The organism is Pseudomonas veronii, assembly GCF_001439695.1.
Classification (GTDB): Bacteria; Pseudomonadota; Gammaproteobacteria; order Pseudomonadales; family Pseudomonadaceae; genus Aquipseudomonas; species Aquipseudomonas veronii.
Window position 1 is genome coordinate 92,018 of record NZ_JYLL01000004.1, and the last position, 24,359, is coordinate 116,376.

At 63.4% G+C, this 24,359-nt stretch carries 22 protein-coding genes and 2 pseudogenes; 12 read left to right on the forward strand and 12 right to left on the reverse strand.

Annotation, left to right across the window (positions count from 1 at the left end; translation table 11 throughout):
• Positions 1-155: 155 nt before the first annotated feature.
• Both TU80_RS06590 and TU80_RS06595 read left to right on the forward strand, forming a co-directional pair.
• The gene (locus tag TU80_RS06590; RefSeq protein ID WP_090234857.1) at positions 156-1,229 is read left to right on the forward strand and encodes an NAD(P)-dependent alcohol dehydrogenase; all 1,074 of its coding nucleotides are present in this window, start codon (positions 156-158) and stop codon (positions 1,227-1,229) included.
• 12 nt (positions 1,230-1,241) lie between these two features.
• On the forward strand, positions 1,242-2,480 hold the full coding sequence (locus TU80_RS06595; RefSeq protein ID WP_057004068.1) for an MgtC/SapB family protein: 1,239 nt from the start codon (positions 1,242-1,244) through the stop codon (positions 2,478-2,480).
• Between the two features lie 7 nt (positions 2,481-2,487).
• Here TU80_RS06595 and TU80_RS06600 read toward each other — a convergent pair whose 3' ends face one another.
• From TU80_RS06600 to TU80_RS06630, 7 genes are read right to left on the reverse strand one after another with little or no spacing between them, the layout of a single operon-like run.
• Entirely contained in the window at positions 2,488-3,852 is a 1,365-nt protein-coding gene (locus tag TU80_RS06600; RefSeq protein WP_057004069.1) for a sensor histidine kinase, read from the reverse strand.
• Positions 3,849-4,511 (reverse strand): response regulator, encoded by a 663-nt coding sequence (locus tag TU80_RS06605; protein ID WP_017845733.1) that lies wholly within the window; start codon positions 4,509-4,511, stop codon positions 3,849-3,851. Before TU80_RS06605 ends, TU80_RS06600 begins: the two co-directional genes overlap by 4 nt.
• 11 nt (positions 4,512-4,522) lie before the next feature.
• Positions 4,523-5,167 (reverse strand): tetratricopeptide repeat protein, encoded by a 645-nt coding sequence (locus TU80_RS06610; RefSeq protein ID WP_057004070.1) that lies wholly within the window; start codon positions 5,165-5,167, stop codon positions 4,523-4,525.
• A complete protein-coding gene (locus TU80_RS06615) occupies positions 5,164-5,973 on the reverse strand; it encodes an SDR family oxidoreductase (RefSeq protein WP_057004071.1) in 810 nt (269 codons plus the stop codon). The genes TU80_RS06610 and TU80_RS06615 overlap by 4 nt, the downstream gene beginning before the upstream one ends.
• Positions 5,960-6,634 carry an iron-containing redox enzyme family protein gene (locus TU80_RS06620; protein WP_057004072.1) on the reverse strand — a complete coding sequence of 225 codons (675 nt, stop codon included), beginning with the start codon at positions 6,632-6,634 and terminating at the stop codon, positions 5,960-5,962. The genes TU80_RS06615 and TU80_RS06620 overlap by 14 nt, the downstream gene beginning before the upstream one ends.
• A complete protein-coding gene (locus tag TU80_RS06625; RefSeq protein WP_057004073.1) occupies positions 6,631-8,109 on the reverse strand; it encodes an AMP-binding protein in 1,479 nt (492 codons plus the stop codon). The genes TU80_RS06620 and TU80_RS06625 overlap by 4 nt, the downstream gene beginning before the upstream one ends.
• A complete protein-coding gene (locus TU80_RS06630; protein ID WP_057004074.1) occupies positions 8,099-8,776 on the reverse strand; it encodes a thermostable hemolysin in 678 nt (225 codons plus the stop codon). Before TU80_RS06630 ends, TU80_RS06625 begins: the two co-directional genes overlap by 11 nt.
• 182 nt (positions 8,777-8,958) lie before the next feature.
• Between TU80_RS06630 and TU80_RS06635 the strand changes: the two genes are divergently transcribed.
• From TU80_RS06635 to xylB, 6 genes are all read left to right on the forward strand, one after another.
• Positions 8,959-9,501 (forward strand): cytochrome b, encoded by a 543-nt coding sequence (locus TU80_RS06635; RefSeq protein ID WP_017845739.1) that lies wholly within the window; start codon positions 8,959-8,961, stop codon positions 9,499-9,501.
• A 163-nt stretch (positions 9,502-9,664) separates the two neighbouring features.
• On the forward strand, positions 9,665-11,197 hold the full coding sequence (locus tag TU80_RS06640; RefSeq protein ID WP_057004075.1) for a sugar ABC transporter ATP-binding protein: 1,533 nt from the start codon (positions 9,665-9,667) through the stop codon (positions 11,195-11,197).
• Positions 11,198-11,210: 13 nt separating this feature from the next.
• Positions 11,211-12,179: an ABC transporter permease subunit gene (locus tag TU80_RS06645; protein ID WP_086005473.1), complete on the forward strand. Its 969-nt coding sequence runs from the start codon at positions 11,211-11,213 to the stop codon at positions 12,177-12,179.
• Positions 12,180-12,213: 34 nt separating this feature from the next.
• Complete coding sequence (locus TU80_RS06650; RefSeq protein WP_057004076.1) at positions 12,214-13,146, forward strand: ABC transporter substrate-binding protein; 933 nt, start codon at positions 12,214-12,216, stop codon at positions 13,144-13,146.
• Between the two features lie 21 nt (positions 13,147-13,167).
• Positions 13,168-14,160, forward strand: coding sequence for a LacI family DNA-binding transcriptional regulator (locus tag TU80_RS06655; protein ID WP_057004077.1), 993 nt, complete (start codon positions 13,168-13,170; stop codon positions 14,158-14,160).
• A 16-nt stretch (positions 14,161-14,176) separates the two neighbouring features.
• The gene (gene xylB / locus TU80_RS06660; protein WP_057004078.1) at positions 14,177-15,637 is read left to right on the forward strand and encodes a xylulokinase; all 1,461 of its coding nucleotides are present in this window, start codon (positions 14,177-14,179) and stop codon (positions 15,635-15,637) included.
• Between the two features lie 102 nt (positions 15,638-15,739).
• Here the strand turns inward: xylB and TU80_RS06665 are convergent, their stop codons facing one another.
• Positions 15,740-16,180, reverse strand: a complete 441-nt coding sequence (locus TU80_RS06665) for an Lrp/AsnC family transcriptional regulator (RefSeq protein ID WP_017845744.1) — start codon at positions 16,178-16,180, stop codon at positions 15,740-15,742.
• 109 nt (positions 16,181-16,289) lie between these two features.
• Here TU80_RS06665 and TU80_RS06670 point away from each other — a divergent pair, with 109 nt between their 5' ends.
• Entirely contained in the window at positions 16,290-17,183 is an 894-nt protein-coding gene (locus TU80_RS06670) for a DMT family transporter (RefSeq protein ID WP_057004079.1), read from the forward strand.
• 40 nt (positions 17,184-17,223) lie between these two features.
• On the opposite strand, the gene TU80_RS06675 is transcribed toward TU80_RS06670, so the two are convergent.
• Positions 17,224-19,212: a peptidase U32 family protein gene (locus TU80_RS06675; RefSeq protein WP_057004080.1), complete on the reverse strand. Its 1,989-nt coding sequence runs from the start codon at positions 19,210-19,212 to the stop codon at positions 17,224-17,226.
• Between the two features lie 139 nt (positions 19,213-19,351).
• Entirely contained in the window at positions 19,352-19,732 is a 381-nt protein-coding gene (locus tag TU80_RS06680; protein ID WP_046383374.1) for a RidA family protein, read from the reverse strand.
• 199 nt (positions 19,733-19,931) lie between these two features.
• On the opposite strand from TU80_RS06680, the pseudogene TU80_RS33900 reads away from it, so the two are divergent.
• Together TU80_RS33900 and TU80_RS33905 are read left to right on the forward strand one after the other, a co-directional pair.
• Positions 19,932-20,699, forward strand: a pseudogene (locus tag TU80_RS33900) (PAS domain-containing protein); the annotation flags it as partial.
• Positions 20,700-20,810: 111 nt separating this feature from the next.
• Positions 20,811-21,287: pseudogene (locus TU80_RS33905) on the forward strand (methyl-accepting chemotaxis protein); the annotation flags it as partial.
• Between the two features lie 20 nt (positions 21,288-21,307).
• Here the strand turns inward: TU80_RS33905 and TU80_RS06690 are convergent.
• Both TU80_RS06690 and TU80_RS06695 read right to left on the reverse strand, forming a co-directional pair.
• Positions 21,308-22,177 carry an isocitrate lyase/PEP mutase family protein gene (locus TU80_RS06690; RefSeq protein ID WP_046383376.1) on the reverse strand — a complete coding sequence of 290 codons (870 nt, stop codon included), beginning with the start codon at positions 22,175-22,177 and terminating at the stop codon, positions 21,308-21,310.
• Positions 22,178-22,324: 147 nt separating this feature from the next.
• Complete coding sequence (locus TU80_RS06695; RefSeq protein WP_017845750.1) at positions 22,325-23,227, reverse strand: GGDEF domain-containing protein; 903 nt, start codon at positions 23,225-23,227, stop codon at positions 22,325-22,327.
• A gap of 188 nt (positions 23,228-23,415) precedes the next feature.
• Here TU80_RS06695 and TU80_RS06700 point away from each other — a divergent pair, with 188 nt between their 5' ends.
• Complete coding sequence (locus tag TU80_RS06700; protein WP_017845751.1) at positions 23,416-24,330, forward strand: universal stress protein; 915 nt, start codon at positions 23,416-23,418, stop codon at positions 24,328-24,330.
• Positions 24,331-24,359: the final 29 nt, after the last annotated feature.

Below are 24,359 nucleotides of genomic sequence, written 5' to 3' on the forward strand. Positions count from 1 at the left end.
TTGTATCAAGTCGCCTTGAGCCAGGGCACGCTCAGCGACATCCGGCCGGGTGTCTCGATCAATCAGAGGATTGTTGATAATGATCAACCCCCGTGTTGTCATCGCGGTGCAGTCTGGATGTCATTCAGGCTTTTCCAGACGCAGGAGGTCACGCCGTGGCAACCATGAGAGCAGCTGTCTTCGTTGAAAAAAACCGCATCGTCCTCGACGACAAACCCATCCCCGAAGTCGGCCCGCTGGACGCGTTGGTGCGTATCACCACCACGACCATCTGCGGCACCGACGTGCATATCCTGCGCGGTGAGTACCCGGTGGCCAAAGGGCTGACCGTGGGCCATGAACCGGTGGGCGTGATCGAGCGGCTGGGCTCCCAGGTGCGTGGTTTCGTTGAGGGGCAGCGGGTGATCGCCGGCGCCATCACGCCCAGCGGGCAGAGTTATGCCTGCCTGTGCGGCTGCGGCTCCCAGGACGGCCCCGACACCCGGCATGGCTTTCGCGCGGCCGGCGGCTGGAAGTTCGGCAATACCATCGACGGCTGCCAGGCCGAATACGTGCTGGTCCCCGATGCGCTGGCCAACCTGTGCCCGATTCCCGATGGGCTGAGCGACGAACAAGTGCTCATGTGCCCGGACATCATGTCCACCGGCTTTTCCGGCGCCGAGCGCGGTGAGGTGACCATCGGCGACACCGTCGCGGTCTTCGCCCTCGGGCCGATCGGCCTGTGCGCGGTGGCGGGCGCCCGGCTCAAAGGCGCGTCGATGATCATCGGTGTCGATGGCGTCAGCGAGCGCATGAACGTCGCCCGCAGCCTGGGCGCCACCCATATCGTCGACTTCAAGAAAGGCAATGTGGTCGAGCAGATCATGACCATCACCGACGGCCGTGGGGTTGATGTGGCGATCGAGGCCCTGGGGACCCAGGGTACGTTCGAGTCGGCATTGCGCGTGCTGCGTCCGGGAGGGCGGGTCTCCAGCCTGGGGGTCTACTCCAGCGACCTGCGCATTCCCTACGACGCGTTCAGCGCGGGGTTGGGGGATTACAGCATCGTGTCGACCCTGTGCCCTGGCGGCAAGGAACGCATGCGCCGTTTGCTCGCCGTGGTGGCCAGCGGCGGGGTGGATCTGTCGCCCCTGGTGACGCACCGTTTCAAGCTCGACGATATCGAGGCCGCCTATGAGCTGTTTGCCCATCAGCGCGACGGTGTCATGAAGGTCGCGATCACGCCCTGAAGGCGCCTGTAAATGACGCAAACCCTCGGGCTGGCCGGTGCCGCCGCGGCGCTGGGCATCGGCATGCTGATCGGCCTTGAGCGCGAACGCCACAAGGGCCAGGGCGAGTTGCGCGCGTTTGCCGGTTTGCGCACCTATTCGATTACCGCGTTATTGGGCTACGTCTCGCAGCAAGTCGGCGGTGGCCTGTTGCTGGGCCTGATCGCCGGGTGTCTGGCTGTGATCGTCAGTACCGCTTACTGGAAGAGCCGGGACAACGACCCGGGGATCACCAGTGAAGTGGCGTTGCTCACGGTGCTGCTGCTGGGCGCCTGGTGTGGGGTCGCTCCCGAACTGGCCACGGCCGTCGGCGTGGTGGTGGCCGGCCTGCTGGCCTATCGCGACAAGTTGCACAACTTTGCTCGCAGTCAATTGACCGATGTGGAAATGCGCGACGGCCTGTTGCTGTTGGTCGTTGCGCTGGTGGTCCTGCCGTTGGCGCCGGATCGCTTTATCGGCCCCTACGGCGCGCTGAACCCGCGCACCATCTGCACGCTGACGGTGTTGTTGATGGCGGTCGGCGCGGTGGGGCATGTGGCGGTGCGCGCGCTGGGACCACGTTATGGCTACGTCGTGAGCGCCATTGCTTCGGGGTTCGCCTCCAGTACTGTGACCGTTGCTGCCATGGGCCAGATGGTCGCCAAAGAGCCGGAGCACCTGCGCATCCTCGCGGCGGCGGCCATTTTCTCGAATATTGCGACGGTGGCCCAGGTGGCGCTGATCCTCGGCACCGTGGAGCCGGCGCTGCTGTCGCAGATGGCCTGGCCGCTGCTCGCCGGGTTTGCCACCACCGCGTTGTACGGTGTGTGCCTGATGTGGCACGCGCCGACGGCGGCGGCCAGCCAAACCATCAAGGTGGGCGGCGCATTCGACCTCAAGCTGGCGCTGATCATGGTCGTGACCCTGACCGGCATTACCTTCTTGTCGTCGCTGATGCTCCATCACTTCGGCCAGGTCGGCGTGATATTGACTGCCACCTTGAGTGGCTTTGCCGATGCCCACGCGTCCATCGCCTCGATCGCGGCCCTGGCCACCAGCGGCCAGTTGTCCCTGGGGGCCGCGTCCATCCCGGTGTTGCTCGCGGTCAGTTGCAACGCGCTGAGCAAGTGCGTGGTGGCCGGGGTCAGCGGCGGTCGTTACTTCGCGGTGTATGTGATCGTCGGCCAGGTCTTGCTGGTCGGCGCGATGTGGCTGGTCACATGGGCCGGCTGATGCTCCGTCAGGCAGGGATTTCCAGGGTCGCCCGCAGGCCGCCGGCCGCCAGGTTTTCCAGGCTGACCTGGCCGCCCAGGCGTTGGGCGATGGTTTGTACGATGGTCAGGCCCAGGCCTGCGCCATGGGCATTGCCACGGCTGTAGAAGCGTTCGAACAGGCGCTCGCGCTGGTTTTCGTCGATGCCAGGGCCCTGATCGTCGACGGTAAGGGCAAAACGCATGGCGTTCTTGCGCAAGCCCACGGTGATCACCCCGTGTTCCGGGGAGAAATTCGCGGCGTTGGTCACCAGGTTGGTCAGGGCGATATTGATCGCGGCGGTATCGGTATTCACCGGGCACGGGCCATCCTCGACGTCGAATACCAGCTCAAGGCCTTTGCTCAACAGCCACGGGGTCAACTGAATCAGGGTTTCGCGCACCGTTGTCGCCAGGTCGACGGCCTGCAGCGGCGGTTGCCCGGCGCTGGGCTCCAGGCGCGCCATGGTCAGCAATTGGTTGACCAGGCGGCTGGTACGGTCGACGCCGGCGATCAGAAAGGCCAGGGACTCGCGCCGTTCGGTTTCTGTGCCGGCTTCCAGCAGGTTCTGGGCATGCACGCGCAATACCGCCAATGGTGTACGCATCTCATGGGCCGCATCGGCAATAAAGCGCCGTTCGCGGCCGAGCATTTCCTGGATCTGCGCGAGCATGCGGTTGAGCGCCGCCTGCATCGGCTCAAGCTCCGTGGGCAGCGGCGTCAGTTGCATCGGTTCGAGCGAGCCCGAATGCCGCGCACGCAGGGTGGCGGCCATGTCGGCCAGGGGCTTGAGGCCCCAGCCGATCGCCAGCCAGACCATCGCCGCGAGAATCAGGCTGCCCAGCACGTTGGGCCACAAGGTATGCCGCACGATGCGTTGCACCAGGTCGGCGCGCACGTCGTCGCGCTCGCCCACCCAGATCCGCAGGCCGTTGTCCTTGTCCTTGAGCACAAAGCCGCGCCATTGACGGCCGTTCAGGTCTTCGACGTTGCTGAAGCCCGGCTGGGTGGGCGCGGGGACAAATGACGGGGCGCTGGCGGTGAACACCAGCAGTTCGCCCTTGGGGTTCCACACCTGGAAGGCGACTTTGCTTTCGTAGGGGTGCCCATCCACCTTGGGCATCGCTTCGCCCAAGGCTTTGTTGAACGCGCGGTACAGGTCTTCCTGGTCCTGGCTGGCCAGCGGCATGCTCATCACGCCCTGGAGCAGGCGGGCGTTCTGCGCCAGTTGCGCGTCATAGACTTCGGCGATTTCGTGGTTGCTGTCATGCAGGTTGAGCGCGCTGATCAGCAGCAGGCCGACGAGCAGCAGGCCGATGATCAGGGTCAGGGTTCGCCGTCGTATAGAAGTCATCCGCGCTCCTCAACCAGATAGCCGACGCCGCGAACGGTGCGGATCAGCTCGCTGGAGAACTTCTTGCGCAGGTGATGGATATGCACTTCCAGGGTGTTGCTTTCAGCTTCTTCGTTCCAGCCGTAGAGCAACTGCATCAACTGGTCGCGGGTCATGACGCGGCCCGGTGGCGACAGCAGTTCGTGCAGCAGTTGGTATTCCTTGGGGGTGAGCAGCACCGGTTCGCCGTGGTAGCTGACCTGTTGCGTGCTCGGGTCCAGGCAGATGCCCGCGTGTTCGATCATCACCCGTGCGCGCCCGGCGCTGCGGCGCAGCAACGCGCGCAGGCGCGCCTTGAGTTCGGCCAGGTCGAAGGGCTTGATCAGGTAATCGTCGGCGCCGGCGTCCAGCCCGGCGATCCGGTCTTCGGTGGCATCCCGTGCCGTGAGGATCAGCACCGGCAGGTTCGAGCCGCTGTCGCGCAAGCGGCGCAGCACCTCCAGCCCATCCATGCGCGGCAGCCCGAGATCGAGCACCGCCACGTCAAAGGTTTCGCTGAGCAGTGCATGTAATGCACTGCTGCCATCTTTGAGCCAATCAACGGTGTAGCCCTCTCGCACCAGCGCCTGGTGAATACCTTCACCCAATGCTTCGTCATCCTCGATCAGTAATAGGCGCACGCGGACTCCTGTCAGTTGAGTTTTTTGTTGATGTCGGCCAGCACGCTTTCGATCTCTTTGCGCCGTCCGGCATCGGCGGTTTCCCGGCCCGGCCGTGGAGCGGCGAGCAAGGCTTTTTGCAGGGCCTCGCGGGCTTCGCTGTAGCGTTTCTGCCGGTACAGGTGGTCCCCCCAGAAATACAGACTATCTATGCCCGTCGGGTTCAGTTGCAAGGCCTGTTTGAGTAACTGGTCAGCCTTGTCGGCATCGCCAAAGCCGATCGGCCAGCCGGGAACCCGATCATACAATGCGGCGAGGCTGGTGTAGGCCGAGCCTTGCAGGGCCTTGGGGTCGAGGGCGAGGGCTTTTTCCAGGTCGACCTTGGCCGCCTTGACCTTGCTCAACGCGCCAAGCCCGCCCTGGGCACCGGCCCAGCTGCTGCTGACGATGCCGGACCAGATCCAGGCCTCGGCCGCTTGAGGGCGCGCCTGGGTGAAGGCTGTCGCCTGGGCGGCGAGTTGCTCAAAGGCCTTGGTGCGCTGTTCCTCGGGCAAGTTGTATTGAATATGGGCCCAGCGTGTCTGGATCTCGCTCAGGCGTTGCTGGTCGGCGCTGTCCAGCGCCCAGGTGAGTGGGCTCAGGGCGGTGAGCAGCAGCGCGGCGATGAGGCGTTTCATGGGTTCAGATCCTTTTTCACGGGTTTATCGCTGAGGCGACGGACCAGCGGCAGTTGTTTGCGCAAGCCTCGGTCGACCAGGTTCGGCAGCAGGCTGTTGAGGCGCACAAAAAAGCGCTCCGGCCAGCCCAAGTAAAGATCGCGGCGGTCGTTGGCAATCGCTTTGATCACGGCGGCGGCCACGCTGTGCGGGTCGTCGACATTGGATTTAAGCGCATCGTTCAAGGCCTGCGCCGCAGGGCTGTTCATGCGCGTGTGGGTGGCACGCGGCGCGACGTACAACACGCCGACCCGCGTATCGGCCAGTTCCCGGCGCAGGGCTTCGGAAAACCCGCGCAAGGCGAACTTGGTCGCGCAGTAGGTGGCATAACCGGGGTAACCGATGGAGCCGTAAGTGGAGCCGACGTTCACCACCATCGCGCTCGCGGCTTGCTTGAGCATGGGCAGCAGCAGCTTGGTCAGGCAGATCGGCGCGGTGATGTTCAACGCGAGCATGCCGTTGATCTCGTTTTCGTCGAGCTGTTCCAGCATGGCGAAGTGGTTGATCCCGGCTGCGTTGATCAGCAGGTTGACGCCGCCGATGGCTTGCGCGGCGGCCAGCACCTTGCGCCGGTCGTTGAGGAAGGTCAGGTCGGCACCGACCCAGCACAGTTGTTCCGGGTACTGCGCCAACAAGGCTTCCAGCGGTTCGCGATGACGCGCCACGGCCAGCACGTGTGCGCCACTGGCACACAGTGCAGAGGCAATCGCCAGGCCAATGCCACCGCTGGCGCCGGTCAGCACCACACGGGTTTCAGACAGGCGCATGGTGAGCCTCCCCGCTACGCGGCAGGTTGCGGAACATGTCGGTGTACAGCGCGTACACGACTTTGGACGCACGGATCACGGCGGCCTGGTCTTCGGGGTCGTCCAGGCTGTTCATCAAGCGGCGGTACGTTTCCATGTGCCCGATGTCCAGGGCACCGTGGGAGCTCAGGTAGCTGAACGCCGTCTCCGGCAGTTGCAGATGATCGCGGATGCTGCCGGCGGCGTGGGTGGCCAGGGCGATGCTGGTGCCTTCCAGTACATTGACCATGCCGAACAGGCCGACCGGGTTGTCACGGGCGATCAGGTCGTAGAGGTAGCTGACCATCAACTCGATGGGCAAGCCCGGGCGTCCGTCACGTACCGCGTCGCGGTCGCCGCCACAGGCCTCGATGTCATCGAGCACCCATTGCTCATGGCCATATTCATCCTCGATGTAGTCGCTGACTGCCTTGCGCAACCACTCCAGGCGCGAGGGCAGGCGCGCACCGCAGGCCATCATCAACGGCACGGTGTGGCGCACGTGGTAGTAAGCCTGGGCGAGGAATTCACGGTAGCTCTCCAGGCTGACCTTGCCTTCCAGTGCATCACGGATGATCGGCAGGCTGAACAGGGCCTGGCGTTCTTGTTGGGTGGCGTCTTGCAGTGTGTCGAAAAAGTTCACGATGAAGTTTCCTCGTTGAGTGCAGGGGCAAGTTGGGATTGATAACGCGCGACGATGGCGTCACGCCGTGGCCGGCCATTGGCGGTGAGCAAGCCGTTGGCGGCGGTGAACGGTTCTTCCAGGCGCGTCCAGCGATGCACCTGTGCGTAGTCGGGCAGGCCGCTGTTGGCCAGGGCCACAGCGGCGGCCAGTTGGGCGTCGGAGCAGTCGGCGCGATGAGGCCACAGCAGCGCGTGGTTCTGCGGCAGGGCTTCGCCATAGACGAAGGCCTGGGCGATGGCGCCGCCCTGGGTCAGTTCGGCCTCGACCCAGTCCGGGTTGACGTTGCGCCCGTAACTGGTGACGAACTGATGCTTCTTGCGGCCTTTGAGGTAGAGAAAACCGTCGTCGTCGAACGCGCCGAGGTCACCGCTGGGCCACCATTGTTCGGGCTGTTCGGTCTGGCCCAGATAGCCGAGCAAGGTCGAGCCTTTGATCAGCACCTCGTTGTCTTCGGCGAGGCGGATCTCCACATGGGGCAGCGGCTGGCCAACACTGCCGGCGCGCTGGGCGCCGGGGCGGTTGAGGCACACCACCGAGGCGCATTCCGACAGGCCGTAACCTTCGAACACCGGCACGCCCAAGTGCTGCGCGCGCAGCAGCAAGGCCTTGGAGACCCGCGCACCGCCCACCGCGGCAAAGCGCAGGCCTTGCGGATTGAAGGCTTTCTGCTCGGCGGCGATGACCAGCATCAGCAGCAACTGCGGAACCAGGATCAGGCTGTGGGGTTGGCGCACCGCCAGGCAACCGAGCAATTGCGCGGCGTCCACCGCACTGGCGCCCTGGATGCCCAGGCTCTTCTGGCTGGGCAGGCTCAAGGTGGCGCCGGCATACAGCGCGGCGTAGCAACCCAGGTTCTCGAGCAGGATGGCAAGCGGCAATAATGACAGGTGATGGCGCGGGTCGCTGGCATGGCTGGCCTGGTACAACTCGCGGGCCACCCGCAGTACGCTGTCGGCGCTCAGGCACACGCCTTTGGGCGTGCCGGTGGTGCCGGAGGTAAAGGTCACCTTGGCCGTGCCCAGGGGCATTGAAGGGCGGCCGTCGAACGCGCGGCACCAGAAGTCACCGGTTTTGCGGTAACCGCCAGCGTGCAATTCGGCGTCCAGGTAGGGCTCGGCGATCACGCGCTCGGCGTGGCTCTGTTCCAGGCAGTGGGCGCGTTGGGTCGGGCTGAAGAACGGCGGCAGGGTCAGGCAGGTCAAGCCTTCGAACAGGATCGCCAGGTCCCACAGCATGGCCTCGATGCCATTGTCCAGGGCCAGCGCCACCACCTTCACGCCTTCATCGCGCAGGCGTTCCTGTCGAGCGGTCACCTCGGCGAACAGCGCGGTGTAATCCATCTTCAAGGTGTCGCCCCACAGGGCGACGGCGCCGTCATTGCGTTCGGCATAGCCGCGAAGAACAGCGTGGAAACGGCGGGTTTCAGGCGACATGGCTGGCATCCTCAATCGTGGTCGGCAACCCCAGGCGCGAGAACAGGCCCATGTTGCGCAGATGGATGAAGCCGGCGCGGATATTGCCGACATGCACCCAGGGTTGGCTTTCGTAATAACTGCCCCAGTGATGGCGCTCATCGCCCAGGCGCTGCGGGTCGGCGGCGCACAGGGTGACGGGCTTCAGACCGAGGCGATGGAAACTGTTGACCAGGCCGATATTGCCGGTGAACGCCACCCACTCCAGGCCGGCCATCGCCAGCAACCAGGTGATGGCGATGATGCTCAGGCGCGCACTGCCGGTGTCGCTGGCGGCCAGGTTGCCGACTTCGGCGATGGCCCGGCGGTCTACCGGTTGCGCGGCGGCGGCGCTGATCAGCGGCTCGATCGGATGGTCGAGGTAGCGCTCCAGGAACAACGGCTCGGCGCTCGCCAGGCGCACCCCGGCGACGGCGCAGAGTTCACCGTTGGCCTGGCTGACGCCAAACAGCTGCGGCATGAAATGACGGATATCGGCACCGTGGGCAATCCGAAAGCGCTGCTGGATGAAGGCTTCGAAGGCCGGGCGTTGGGGGTCTTGGGGCAGTGCTCGGGAAAGGCACAGCGATGCGCTGTCGGCTTGGCCGAACAGCAGGGGCAGGGGGATCTTCCAATCGATACTGGGCATTGGCGTTATGCCTCCCAAGTGAAGTTGGGAGGAGTATCGAGGGCGTTTCTTAACGAAGTCTGAAGGTGCTGAAAATGATCGTTTCAGCGATCTTCAGATTGTCTTAAGACTAGCCGGGCAGGGTGATCGCGACTTTATCAAGGCCGGGTTCGGCCCCACCCCCTGCACAAGGTGCCTTTTCTATGAGCGAAAACCTGATGACAGCGCGCTACTCAAGGCTGTCGATGATTCTGCACTGGTTGATGCTGGCGTTGTTTGTCGGCGTGTACGGTTGCATCGAAATCAAAGGTCTGTTGCCCCGCGGGCACGCACTCAAGGGGCTGTTCCTCGGCGCCCATGCGCTGTTCGGTATCGGGATTTTCCTGCTGGTCTGGCTGCGCCTGCTCGGGCGCCTGACGCCGCGCCCACCGATCGTGCCGCGCCCGCCGGCCTGGCAGACGGGCATGTCGCACCTGATGCACCTGGCGTTGTACGGCCTGATGATCGTCACGCCGCTGCTGGCCTGGCTGATGCTCAACGCCGCAGGCAAACCGGTGCCGTATTTCGAGTTTTCCTTGCCGACCCTGGTCGCAGCGGACCCCGACCTGGCCAGGCAGTTCAAGCACTGGCATGAATGGTTGGGCAGCGCCGGTTATTGGCTGATCGGCCTGCACGCCGCCGCCGGTTTGTTCCACCACTATTGGGTGCGGGACAACACCTTGCTGCGCATGCTGCCAAAACGTTAAGAACGCTGAGGTTGCGGTTAAGTCGCTTGATGAAACGTTTCATCAAGCGACAAACGGGCTACGCAAGCGCTTGCGTAAGCAAATCTATCTGATTAGAGTCGGTGGTGATCGGCTCTGATCCAAGGAGCGCGAATACAAAAATAATAAATTCAGGAGCTCAGTCATGAGCCTCGAACCCTTGCTTGAAATGCAGGGCATCAGCAAAACCTTCAACGGTTTGCGCGTGCTCAAGAATGTCAGCCTGAAAGTCTACCCCGGCGAAATCCACGCCTTGATGGGGGAGAACGGCGCCGGCAAATCCACCCTGATGAAAATCCTCTCCGGCGCTTACCAGGCCGACCCGGGCGGCACCATCCGCATCGCCGGCCAGCCTGTCGCCACGTTCGACCCCGCCACCGCCAAAGCCCTCGGCATCGCCGTGATCTATCAGGAACTGAGCCTGTGCCCGAACCTGAGCGTGGCCGAGAACATCTACCTGGGCCGTGAACTGCGCCGTGGCTGGACCATCGACCGCCAGGGCATGCAGGCCGGTTGCGTGGAAGTGCTGCAACGCCTGGGCGCCGAGTTCACCGCGGCAACGCGGGTCAGCAGCCTGTCGATTGCCGAACGCCAATTGGTGGAAATCGCCCGCGCCCTGCATGCCCACGCCAAGATCCTGGTCATGGACGAGCCCACCACGCCGCTCTCGTCGCGCGAGACCGACCGCCTGTTCGCGCTGATCAAACAGCTGCGCAGCCAGGGCCTGGCGATCATCTATATCAGCCATCGCATGGCTGAGATCTACGAACTGTCGGACCGGGTTTCGGTGCTGCGCGACGGCCAGTACATCGGCGAACTGACTCGCGACGCGCTGTCGGCCGAGGTATTGGTGAAGATGATGGTCGGCCGCGACCTCTCCGGTTTCTACAAGAAGGAACACGCGGCCTATGACCCTGGCGCGGTGGTGATGCGCGTGCGCGACATGGCCGATGGCAAACGCGTGCGCAACTGCAGCTTCGACCTGCATGCCGGCGAAGTGCTGGGCATCGCCGGCCTGGTGGGGGCAGGGCGCACCGAACTGGCGCGGCTGATCTTCGGCGCCGACCCGCGCACCGGCGGCACCCTGGAAGTGGTGGGCAAGACCGTCACCCAACTGCGCACCCCGGCCGACGCGATCCGCGCCGGCGTGGTGTACCTCACCGAAGACCGCAAGGCCCAGGGCCTGTTCCTGGACATGAGCGTGGCCGACAACATCAATGTCTGCGCCTGTGTGCCGGACGCCCATGCCGGTGGCGTGCTCAATCGACGGCATGCCGTGCAACGCTCGCAGGACGCGATCAAGTCGCTGTCGATTCGCGTGGCGTCGGGCAAGGTCAACGTCGGCGCGTTGTCCGGCGGCAATCAGCAAAAGGTCTTGTTGGCGCGGCTGCTGGAGGTCAAGCCGCATGTGCTGATCCTCGACGAACCCACGCGCGGCGTGGACATCGGCTCCAAATCCGAGATCTACCGCATCATCAATCAACTGGCGCAGGCCGGTGTAGGCGTCGTGGTGATTTCCAGCGAGTTGCCGGAAATCATCGGCACCTGCGACCGCGTGCTGATCATGCGCGAAGGCCAGTTGGTGGCCGAAGTCGGCGGGGCTTCGGGCCACGTCATTTCCCAGGAACGTATTATTGACCTCGCCACCGGTGGCGATCAGGTGGCTGCCCATGGCTGATTCGAACAACACAATGACCCTCCCGCCAATCGGCAAGGCCGAGCGGCTCAGGGAACTGATGCGCAGCGTCGGCATGTTGCCGGTACTGGTCCTGCTGCTGGTGGGCTTTGCCCTGGCCAGTGAAAACTTCCTGACGGTGCAGAACCTGTCGATCATCACGCAACAGGCCTCGGTCAACGTGGTGCTGGCGGCGGGCATGACCTTTGTGATCCTCACTGCCGGCATCGACCTGTCCGTCGGTGCGATCCTCGCAGCGTCCGCCGTGGTGGCGTTGCAGGCCTCGATGTCGCCGCAGTTCGGCATGTTCGGGATTGCCGCCGGGATTGGCTTTGGCCTGTTGCTGGGCCTGGTCAACGGTGGGTTGATCGCGTTCATGCGCTTGCCGCCGTTTATCGTCACCCTCGGCGCGCTGACCGCCATGCGCGGCCTGGCGCGTTTGCTGGCCGACGACAAGACCGTGTTCAACCCCGACCTGCCGTTTGCCTTTATCGGCAATGACTCGATCCTCGGCGTGCCGTGGTTGGTGGTGATCGCGGTCGCGGTGGTGGCGTTGTCGTGGTTCATCCTGCGGCGCACGGTGATGGGCGTGCAGATCTATTCGGTGGGCGGCAACCCGGAAGCGGCGCGGCTTTCCGGGATCAAGGTGTGGAAGGTGCTGCTGTTCGTCTACGCGATGTCCGGTGCGTTGGCCGGGCTTGGCGCGGTGATGAGTGCTTCACGGCTGTTCGCCGCCAATGGCCTGCAACTGGGGCAATCCTACGAGCTGGATGCGATCGCCGCGGTGATCCTCGGCGGCACCAGCTTTACCGGCGGCGTCGGCACCATCGGCGGCACGCTGATCGGCGCACTGATCATCGCGGTACTGACCAATGGCCTGGTGCTGCTGGGCGTCTCGGATATCTGGCAGTACATCATCAAGGGCATCGTGATCATCGGCGCGGTCGCGCTGGATCGCTATCGCCAGTCCGGTGCGCGGACCTGAGTTCACTCCTACAACAATCACAAGAGAGACCCACATGAACCTAAAACACATCTTTCCCGTCATTGCCTTGGCTGCCCTGATGTCCCAAGCCGTGGAAGCGCGTGAATTGAAAGCCCTGGGCATCAGCATGGGCTCGCTGGGCAACCCGTATTTCGTGACCCTGGCCGACGGCGCCACGGCCCGCGCCAAGGAGCTGAACCCCGGCGTCAAGGTCACGTCGGTGTCGGCCGACTATGACTTGAGCAAGCAGTTTTCGCAGATCGACAACTTCATCTCGTCCAAGGTCGACCTGATTCTGATCAACGCCGTCGACCCCTCCGCCATGGCCTCGGCGATCAAGAAAGCCCGTGACGCCGGTATCGTCGTGGTGGCGGTGGACGTGGACGCCAAGGGGGTCAACGCGACCGTGCAGACCGACAACGTCGAAGCCGGCAAACTGGCCTGCCAATTCCTGGTGGACAAGCTCGCGGGTAAAGGCAACGTGATTATCCAGAACGGCCCGCAAGTGACCGCCGTGACCGACCGCGTCAAAGGTTGCAAGGCCGCCTTGGCCGCTGCGCCGCAGATCAAAGTGCTGTCCGATGACCAGGACGGCAAGGGCTCGCGTGAAGGCGGCCTGAACGTGATGCAGGGCTACCTCACGCGTTTTGCGAAAATCGACGGTCTGTTCGCGATCAACGACCCCCAGGCCATCGGCAGCGACCTGGCGGCCAAGCAGCTTAAACGCAGCGGTATCATCATCACCTCGGTAGATGGCGCGCCGGATATCGAGAATGCGCTGAAGACCGACACCCAGATCCAGGCGTCCTCCAGCCAGGACCCATGGGCCATGGCGCAGACGGCGGTGAACATCGGCAATGACCTTCTCAACGACAAGGCGCCGGCCGAAACGGTTACGCTGCTCACGCCCAAACTGATCACCCGCGACAACGTCGCGACGTACAGCGGTTGGTCGAGTAAACACTGAGTCATTGAGGGGGACAGCGCCGTGGTCACCATGGATGACGTCGCAAGCAGAGCGGGGGTGTCGACGTCAACGGTGTCCCATGTGTTGAACGGCACCCGCAAGGTCAGCCCGGCCACGGTGCAAGCGGTGCAGCGCGCGATCCAGGAACTGGGTTATATCCCCAACACCCTGGCGCGCTCGCTGGCGCGTTCGAGCACCAACACCATCGGCGTGGCGATCTCGGCGCTGTCCAATCATTACTTCAGCGAAACCGTACACGCGATCGAAACCGAGTGCGCCAAGCACGGCTACATGATGCTGTTCGTCGATACCCACGACGACCCGGAGCAGGAGCTGCGGGTGGTCACGGCGCTGCATCACCGGCGCGTCGACGGCATTGTGTTGGCGCCTTCGAACGGCTCGCTGGCCCTGGAGTATCTACGGGCCAGCGAGATTCCGGCGGTGCTGGTGGACCGGATGATGAGTGAGCAATTCGATCAGGTCGGGGTGGCGAATACCCAGCCCAGCCAGGCGCTGATTGCCCACCTGATCGCCCATGGGCATCGCCGAATCGGCTTTATCGCCGGGCGCCCGGGGTTCAGCACCACGGATGAACGGGTGGCCGGTTACCGCGCGGCATTGGCGGCCGCGGGGCTGGCGTTCGATCCGCAACTGCTGGTCAACGGCGGCTCCAACACCGAACCGGCACGCCAGGCCACGGTGCAGTTACTGGGCCTGGCTGCGCCGCCGACCGCGATCATGGCCGGCAACAACCTGATGACCCTCGGCGCCATGCAGGCCTTGCGCGATGCACATATCGAGGTGCCGGCGCAGATGGCGCTGGTGGGCTTCGATGATTTTGATTGGGCGGATTTCTTTGTGCCGCGTCTGACGTTGATCGCCCAGCCGGTCCAGGCGCTCGGCGCTCGTGCGGTCAACCTGTTACTGCAACGCATGGCCGCACCCGATGCGCCGACCCGCAGTGTGCGTCTGGAGCCGACCCTGCAAATACGTAACTCCTGTGGCTGTGATTGATTGGAATGACTCGCGTATGAACACTGCTGTTTCCCTCGGCATCGACCTGGGCACCTCGGAACTCAAAGCCATCCTGATGGACGCCAGCGGCGCGGTGCTGGCTCAGGCCGGCGTGCGCTTGAGCGTCTCGCGCCGGCACGCCGGCTGGTCCGAACAGGCGCCGCAAGACTGGTGGCAAGCCTGTTTGCAGGCGCTGGATGTGTTGCGCGCTCATGAATCGTTTGCCCGTGTGGCGTGCATCGGCCTGTCTGGGCAAATGCACGGCGCGGTATTGCTGGGGGATGACGATCGCGTGTTATACCCGGCGATTCTGTGGGACGACTCGCGCGCGGTGGCCGAAGCGGCACAGCTCGGCCCAGGGTTTGCCGACGTCACCGGCAGCTTGCCCATGGCCGGCTTGACCGCGCCGAAACTGCTCTGGCTGCAACGGCATGAGCCCGAAGTGTTCAAGGCCATCGATTGCGTGCTGTCGCCCAAGGATTACCTGCGCCTGCGCTTGAGCGGGGAGCGCGTCAGCGAGATGTCCGATGCGGCCGGAACACTGTGGCTGGACGTGGCCAATCGTCAATGGTTCAGCCCCATGCTGCGGGCCACCGGCCTGGCGCCGGAACAAATGCCCAGGCTGGTGGAGGGCGGTGCGGCAAGCGCGTGTCTGACCGCCCGCGAGCTGGGTTTGCGCGCCGAGGTGGTGATTGCCGGCGGCGGTGGCGACAACCCGGTTGCGGCGGTCGGCATCGGCGCGATCAATGCCGGCGACGGTTTCATCACGTTGGGCACCAGCGCGGCGATTGTCGCGATCACCGACCATGCGGCGGGCAACCCGGCCAGCGCGGTACACAGCTTCTGCCATGCGCTGCCCGACCGTTGGTACACCATGGGCGCGATGCTGGCCGGCGCCAGTTGTTTGCGCTGGGTCACGCGCCTGACGGGCATGCCGGATGAACAGGCGCTGTTGGATCAGGTCCAGGCCCAGTTGCCCATCGGCCAATCGGTACCGCTGGACACGCCGTTGTTCCTGCCGTACCTGGCCGGCGAACGCACCCCGCATAACGACCCCTTATTGCGCGGCGGCTTTATGAACCTGGGCCACGACTGCACCCCGGCGATGCTGGGGTATGCGGTGATGGAAGGTGTAGGTTTTGGCCTGCTCGACGCGTTGCGCGCGGTGCAATCGAGCGGCGCCGACGTCACCGCCTGTGCGCTGGTGGGTGGCGGCGCGCGCAGTGAGTATTGGGCGCAGTTGCTGGCCAACATCCTGCAGCGGGAAATCTTCACGCTGCACGGCAGTGAACTGAGCGCGTGCGTCGGCGCGGCGAAGTTGGGCTTTTTGGCCATCGGGCAGGGCGCGGCGTTGCTCGCGGCGGGCATGCCGGTCAAGGCGCGGTATGTACCGGACGTGGCGCAACAGCCGGTGCTGGAGGCGCGTTATCGCAAGTTTCAGGGGCTGTTGGGCGCGGCCAAGGCTCTGCACGACTGACTTGATCCGGCCCTGTGGGAGGGAGCTTGCTCCCGATAGCGGAGTGTCAGTCACTGCATAAGTGCCTGAACCACTGCTATCCCCACCTAAGGTTTGTCGGCGTTAGTCCGTCAGCGGTGGCAGGCGCCGCTTCACTGGGGTTTTCTTGACGATGGCGGTGTTGGTTTCGGCATAGACGTTGAGCCGATCCAGCAGGCTGTCGAGGTGGTCCATGGTGCGTACATGCAGGCGTGCGATGAAGCAGTCCTCGCCGGTGACTTTGTCGCATTCGGTGAATTCGGGGATGGCCTGGATCTGCCGCTCCACTTCCTGCAATTGGCCGGGCAGGGGACGGATACGCACGATGGCTTGCAGCAGGTAGCCGAAGTGTTTGGGGTCGATGTCGACCGTGTAATGGGTCAGCACGCCGCGCTCTTCCAGGCGGCGCAGGCGTTCGCCGACGCTGGGCGAGGACAGGCCGGTGATGCCGGCCAGGGCCTTGAGGGACAGCCGGGAGTCGTCCATCAAAGCGCCGATCAGTTGTTGGTCGATGGTGTCGATCATGGTGTGCGCCTAATAAATAAAGGTCATTGAGGCTTTTCGCCTTTTTTAGGCGCTGGAGCCGCGGCGAACCAGCTTGCCATAATTGAGCCTCACTTGAGGAGTCTCAATCATGGATACATCCATCCGTCGCGGGTCGTGGGAAATGGTCGCCGCCATGCTGATCTCGGGCACCATTGGCTGGTTTGTACTGGTGTCGGGCGTATCGGTGCTCGAAGTGGTGTTCTGGCGCTGCGTGATCGGGGCGCTGACATTATTGCTGGTGTGCGCGTTGCTCGGGTATCTGCGCCGGGACTTGCTCAGTTGGGCCGGGCTCGGCCTGGCGATGCTCAGCGGAGTGGCCATTGTCGGCAACTGGTTGCTGCTGTTCGAATCGTATTCCCGCGCGTCCATCGCCATCAGCACTGCGGTGTACAACGTGCAGCCGTTCATGTTGGTGATGCTGGCGGCGCTGTTTCTCGGTGAAAAGCTCAGCGTGCCGAAGCTGGCGTGGCTGAGTGTGGCATTCCTCGGGATGCTGGCGATTGTCAGCGCCCATGGCAATCAGCCAACCGGCGACGATTACCTGGCCGGTATCGCCCTGGCCCTCGGCGCGGCGTTTCTGTATGCGCTTGCCGCGCTGATCATCAAGCGCCTGAAGGCAGTGCCGCCGCATTTGATCGCGCTGATCCAGGTCACGACCGGTGCGTTGTTACTGGCGCCGCTGGTGCCGTGGCACAGTCTGCCGGTGGCGCACAACGCCTGGGCGGCCTTGTTGACGCTCGGGGTGGTACACACCGGTTTGATGTATGTGTTGCTGTACGGGGCGATCCAGAAGTTGCCGACGGCCATCACCGGCGCGTTGTCGTTTATCTACCCGATTGCGGCGATTCTGGTCGACTGGATTGCCTTCGGGCATCGCCTGGGTTGGCTGCAATGGCTGGGTGTCGCGGCGATTCTGTTGGCTGCCGCCGGGTTGCAAAGGGGCTGGTGGTGGCGCCCCAAAGCGGTGGTGCAAGTGCAGTGATCGAGAGCGGGCGCGCCGTTGCAGCGCGCCCGCGGTTCGATCAATGCGGCGCGCGCGGGATGGTCTTGAGCAGATCGTCCGGGCTGATGTAGCCGACCACGCTGCCTGGCTGCGGCAACCCGAGGATGTGCCCCTTGATCTTGCCCACCACATGCATTTCGCAAGGCTTGCAGTCGAATTTCAGGGTCAGCACTTCATCGCCATGGATCAACTGCATCGGCGCAACCTTGGTCTTCACCCCCGTCACGCCCTTGGCCTGTTTGGGGCAGAGGTTGAACGAGAAACGCAGGCAGTGCTTGGTGATCATCACCGGCACTTCACCGGTTTCTTCGTGGGCTTCGAAGGCCGCGTCGATCAGTTTCACGCCGTGGCGGTGGTAGAAATCCCGGGCCTTCTGGTTATACACGTTGGCCAGGAACGACAGGTGCGCTTCCGGGTACACCGGCGGCGGGCTGGTTTCGGCCTTGCGCCCACCACGCGGGTGAGCGTCGATGCGCGCCGCTGTCAGCGCTTCGATCACTTCACGGCGCGCGGCCTTGAGCTGCGAGTTGGGGATGAAGAACGCCTGCGGCGCATCCAGCTCGATGGCGGTGGCGTGGTATTCGGTGGTGCCCAGTTGGCCGAGCAGGTCACGCAGGGTGTCCAGCGCCTGTTCCGGCTTGTTGGCCGCGCCGAACGGGCCGGGCAGGGCGACGCTGGCGGTGATGCCTTCTTCGCTGGTGGCGTTCAGCTCCAGGCGCTCTTCGCGCAGTCGGGCGACCCACGACAGGCCGATCCGGCGCTCGGCGGAGGTTTTGAGCAGCGCCTGTTGCCAGTTGTGGTCGAGGTTGCGGTTCAGCGGGTGGTTGGGGCGCAACTGATGCAGGCCGGCCGGCATTTCGTTCGGCTCGACGCGATAGCGGTAGCGCTTCTCGCCGTCTTCCTCGAACTCGCCCTTGGCCTCGGCGATATTGGCGCGGAAACCCACCACTTCACGCTTGACCAGCACATTCAGGCCGTCGCCGTTGGACAGCGGCTCATGGGTGATCACTTGCAGGTCGCGTTTGCCGGCTTTTTCCACCACGCCCACCGGCAGGCCGGTGAAGGTCGGGGTGTCGAAGGCGCCGATGTCGATCTTGCGGTCGCTGACGAAATAGTCGGTGCTGCCCCGGTGGAAGGTCTTTTCCGGGTCGGGCAGGAAGAAATGCGCGGTCCGGCCGCTGGAAGCGCGGGCCAGGTCGGGGCGGTCTTCGAGGATCTCGTCGAGGCGCTGGCGGTAATAGGCGGTGATGTTCTTCACATAGCCCATGTCCTTGTAGCGCCCTTCGATCTTGAACGAGCGCACACCGGCATCGACCAGGGCGCGCAGGTTGGCGCTCTGGTTGTTGTCTTTCATCGACAGCAGGTGCTTTTCAAAGGCGACGACGCGGCCTTGATCGTCTTTGAGGGTGTACGGCAGGCGGCACGCCTGGGAACAGTCGCCGCGGTTGGCGCTGCGGCCGTTCTGCGCGTGGGAGATATTGCACTGCCCGGAGAACGCCACGCACAGGGCGCCGTGGATGAAGAACTCGATGGCGGCATCGGTTTCATCGGCAATGGCGCGGATTTCCTGCAGGTTCAGCTCGCGGGCCAATACCAGCTGCGAGAAGCCGGCCTGGTCGAGAAACTTGGCGCGGCCCAGGGTGCGGATGTCGGTCTGGGTGCTGGCGTGCAGCTCGATCGGCGGGATATCCAGCTCCATCACGCCCAGGTCTTGCACGATCAACGCGTCGACGCCAGCGTCGTAGAGCTGATGGATCAGCTTGCGCGCCGGTTCCAGTTCGTTGTCATGCAAGATGGTGTTGAGGGTGGTGAAGACGCGGGCGTGGTAGCGCCGGGCGAATTCGACTAACTGCGCGATATCGCTGACCTCGTTGCAGGCGTTGTGGCGGGCGCCGAAGCTTGGGCCGCCGATGTAGATGGCGTCGGCGCCATGCAGGATGGCCTCGCGCGCGATGGCGACATCGCGGGCAGGGCTGAGCAATTCCAGGTGATGCTTGGGCAAGGACATAGTTTTTTTAGTCAGGCTTGTCACGGTCGAGGCGCGCATTGTAGCCGTGAAACGCCTGACCGGCACCTACCGCAGGGCCGCCGGCGGGCTTGGCCTGCAAGGTGCCAGGCCAATGACGGGTGTTTCAATCGACGCGGGTTCAGGCCTTGGCGGCCATCGCGGTGACCTCCACGCGCATGCCTTCCACCGCCAGAGCCGCCACGCCAACTGCGGCACGCACCGGCCACGGCTTGGCGAAGAAGCGCTTGTAGACCTCGTTGAACGCCGCGCGGTCGGCCATGTCGGTCAGGTAGATGGTCAGGTGCATCACCCGGTCCATGGAACTGCCGGCGCGTTCAAGGGCGACTTTCAGGGCTTGCAGGGTGCATTCGCTTTGCGCGGTGATGTCGCCCAGTTCCAGGCTGCCGTCGGCGCGGGTCGGGATCTGGGTGGAGACCAGGATGCCGTTGAAGCCGATCACGTCGGAGGAAATCGAGTCGGCATCCGGATCAGGGGTGAAGGACAGGTCGTGGTTGGCCATGACGTTCTCTTGGCAGGGAAAAGGGCCGCCAATTTAAACACAGGGGGCGCGAGGATCAGTACTCTTCGGCGTTGCAGGCGTGGCGAGCGACGGGTATTTGACGTCAAATGATATTTATTTTTCATCGGTCAAGTCCGGTATTTATTGGCCGATAGCGCAGGAGATAACCCCCGATTCCACGCACGGCTGAGGCTACGTCATGTTCAATCACACACTAAAAACAGAACTGGCGGCCAGGAGGGCCGAAGTCGCTGAATACCAAGGATTGATTGCCGCGCTTGAGCGCTCCATGGCCGTGGTCGAATTCGACCTCAATGGCAAGGTGTTGCGCGCCAATGACAACTTTATGAAAACCCTGGGTTACAGCAGCGCTCAATTGGCCGGCAAGACCCACCGTGATTTTTGCCCGTCGGCGCTGACCAGCAGCCCTGCCTATGCCGAGTTCTGGCAGGAACTCAGGGCCGGCAAGTTCGTCTCGGGCACATTCAAGCGCGTGGACGCCCACGGCAAGATCATCTGGCTGGAGGCCAGCTACAACCCGGTGCTGGATGAGCGTGGCCAGGTCGTGAAAGTGGTCAAGTACGCCCTCGACGTCACGCGCAAAGTGGAGCAGGAGGCGGCGACCCGCAGCAAGCTGGCTGCGCTGGACCGGGCGATGGCGGTGATCGAGTTCGACTTGAACGGGCAAGTGCTCGATGCCAACGAGAATTTCCTCGCGGTCATGGGGTATTCACTGACGGAACTCAAAGGCAAACATCACCGTATGTTTTGCGAACCGACCCAGGTCAACAGCCCTGAGTACGCCGACTTCTGGCGGCGCTTGAACAATGGTGAATTCTTCACCGGGCAATTCAAGCGCATCGGCAAGCACGGCCGCGTGGTGTGGCTGGAAGCGAGTTACAACCCGGTGTATGACGGCGACGGCAAGCTGATCAAAATCGTCAAGTTCGCCAGCGACATCAGCGAGCGCGTCGAGAAGTTCGAGGAGGATTCACGCGGTGCTTCCCGCGCTTACCATATCTCCTCGGAAACCGAGCGATTCGCCGAACATGGCACCCAGGTGATCCACGAAACCGCCAGTGAAATGCGCCGCATTGCCGAAAACATCGGCGCCTCCGCACGTCTGGTGGGGCAACTGGGTGATCGTTCCGAGCAGATCACTGCGATCGTCAATACCATTCGCGGTATTGCCGACCAGACCAACCTGCTGGCGCTCAACGCCGCCATCGAGGCCGCGCGCGCGGGCGATCAGGGCCGTGGTTTTGCGGTGGTGGCCGATGAGGTCAGGCAACTGGCGGGGCGCACCAGCCGTTCGACGGCCGAGATTGCCGAGATGATCGGCCTGATTCTGTCGGAAACCCGTGACGCGGTCGCCAGCATGAGCGCGACCCAGGAAGGCGCGCAACGTGGCGTCAGCCTGGCCGACCAGGCGGGTTCGGTGATTCTGCAGATCCGCACCAGCACCAGCGATGCGGTGCAAGCCGTGAGCATGTTTGCGTCAAAGCTGGATGAGTCGGAGGTGGTTCCGAAAACCGCTGTCGGCTGGGTCGGCTAGACGCGCACCCGGGGTCAGTCTCACTCCTCTACATCCATGAACTCTTTGGCCCAGGCCACGTAGCTCTCCGGCAGGGTGTAGGTGTGAGTAAGCTCGGTGGCACTGAGGTTCGAGGTGCTGTGGGTGAGCTGACGTTGGGCGCGCAGGCTGTCGTAGGTGGCCTTGATCGCCGCGAAGTAGGCGCCGTGGCCGGCCACCACGATGCGTACTCCCAGGCTTGCCAGGCGCTGGCTGTCATTGAGTTTCGGGTTGCCGTAGGTCACCAGCATCAAGGGCACCGTGAGTTGTTGCGCAATCTGCTCAAGGTGCTCGAAGTCGCTGACACCCACCATGCAGATCCCATCGGCACCGGCTTTTTCATAGGCCAGGGTGCGTTCGATCACGGCCTCGGTCGGCAACACCTTCGCGTTAGTGCGGGCGATGATGGACAGCTCGGGGTCGACCCGTGCTTCAAGGGCGGCCCTGACTTTGCCGATGCCTTCCTCGATGGAAATCAGATCGGTCGATTTGCGCCCGAACTGCGCCGGCAACAGCGTGTCTTCAATCGTCAGTGCCGCTACGCCTGCGCGTTCCAGCTCCGCGACGGTACGCATGACATTCAGGGCATTGCCATAGCCGTGGTCGGCATCGGCAATCACCGGCAACTGCGCAACGCGGCCGATCCGGGTGGCCTGTTCAGCGAACTCACTCAAGGTGATCAACGCAAAATCAGGTGCCGCCAGTACCTGCAGCGAAGCGACCGAGCCCCCCAGAATGCCGACCTCGAAGCCCAGGTCGGCGGCGATACGCGCCGACATCGGGTCGAACACAGAGGCCGTCTCAACGCACAGTGGCGTAGCAAGCAGTTCACGGAAATTACGACGCAGGGCTGAGTGGGACACTTTGGGCATGATCTTTCCTGGTTCTGGTCATTGTCGACTGACGATCAATGCCTATTCATAGTCGTCAGAGATTACCACGCCACAAAACCCAGGATTATGACGTTTGAGAATGGGCTATGCCCACCGCACATACGGTGGGCGCGAGGTGTGCGCCGTTCAGTCGGCAGGCTGGCTAAGCAGGTTGAAATGACAGGCGCTGCCACCGCGTCGTTTAGCCTGGTACATCGCGTCGTCGGCCCGTGCGAGCAGTTGCTCGACGCTTGCCCCGTCCCATGGATACAGGCTGATGCCGACGCTGATGTGTGTGTTCAGGCGGTGGGCATCGATCATGAACGGCTGGTTGATTGCGCCGATCAATTTATCGGCCAACACCTCGACCTGCCTGGCGTGGTCCATGCCGGTCACCAGGATCGCAAATTCATCGCCGCTCAAACGGCCGACGACATCGGACCTGCGCACCGACTGGCTGAGGCGTTCGGCCACCGCCACCAGCAACTTGTCGCCGCACGCATGCCCATGGGTGTCGTTGACCGCTTTGAAACGGTCCAGGTCGATAAACATCAACGCCAGCGGCTGTTGCTGCTGGGTGGCATGACTCATCGCTTGATTGAGCAGGCTCAGAAACAGGCTGCGGTTGGGCAAACCGGTCAGTCCGTCATGGAACGCCAGTTGTTGCATGCGCGCACGTTCTTCGTCCATCACCTTGAAGTTGTGCAGGATCGCGATGAAGTGCGTGACCACGCCCTGCGGGTCGAGCACCGGGGTAATGACCTGATTGATCGTACAGTTGGAGCCGTCCTTGCGGCGCTCGACCATCTCACCCTGCCAGGTCAGGCCCGCCATGATGGTCATCCACAGTTCCCGATAGAACGTGGTGGTTTGCCGTCCCGACGACAAAAGGTGCGGGGTTTTACCGACCAGCTCCAGCTTCGAATAGCCACTCAACAGGCTGAACGCTCGGTTGATCCACACAATGCAACCCGATCTCTCGGTGATCAGCACCGGGTTTGTCGCCGCGTCCAACGCCCTCACCAACACTTGCTGCTCATCTTCGATCATGGTGCCCTCCGACGGAGCCGGTGACGCTGCAAGTCTTGATGCAGGCTAGGGGCAAGGGGCCCGGCGGCTGTTGATGAAAATCAACTTTTGCGGGCACCAACTGATAAAGATCAAGTAGCCGCTGAGCCGGAACGCTCAATCTGAAGGCCTATCCACCGAATCAGATGGCCGCGTGCCGAGGTGCCCCCATGTTGCAGACTCAGCGTTTACTGTTGATTGCCCCTTCGTCCATGACCCGCACACCGGCGTTCGATCGTGCAGCTGCCTTGGCGCGCGCGATGCAGTTGCCGTTGCATATCGTGGCATTCGACTATTTGCAGGCCCTGGCGATCGCCGGGTTGTTTGCGCCCGAACAGATCAATCGGGCCCGGGAAGGGTACCTGGACACCCATCGCCACTGGCTCGCCGAGCAGGCCGAGGTGATGCGCCAGCGCGGGGTCGAGGTCACCAGCGAAGTAGTCTGGGTGCATCATCCTTATGAGGAAATCCTGCATTTCGTCAACGAGATGTCGCTGGCCCTGATCATCAAGGATGCCGAGGAAGAGCCAGCGTTGAAACGGGTGTTCTTCACCCCGCTGGATTGGCAACTGCTGCGCGACTGCCCGGTGCCGGTGCATCTGGTCACCGACTCGCGCCACCCGTTGCCACGCAAGGTGCTGGCGATTGTCGATGTGTTGCGCAGCGAGGAGCAGGATCAGATATTCAACGACCAGATTGTCGAAGCGGCGGTCAAGCTGGCCGCGCAATGCCAGGCCCAGCTCGAGTTGCTGCATGTGTACGACTGGGCCGCGGTGTATGCCAAGGACATGGGCTTCGGCGCGGTGCCCCTGGCCGCCGGGCTCTATGAGTCGTTGAATGAAGCCCAGCATGAGGCGTTTGCCGCGTTGGCCGAGCGCCAGGGGATTCCCGTCGAGCATCGGCACTTTATCGAGGGCACGCCGCTCTTCAACATTTGCGACTTCGCCCGCGATCACCAGATCGACATCATCGTTATGGGCACCGTGCAGCACTGGGGCTTGAACAAGCTGTTGGGCACTACCGCCGAAAGCCTGCTGCACCACGCGCCGTGCAGCATGTGGGCGATCAAACCGACGCGCAGTTGATGAAGGATTGAACCTGGCGCCAGGACCAA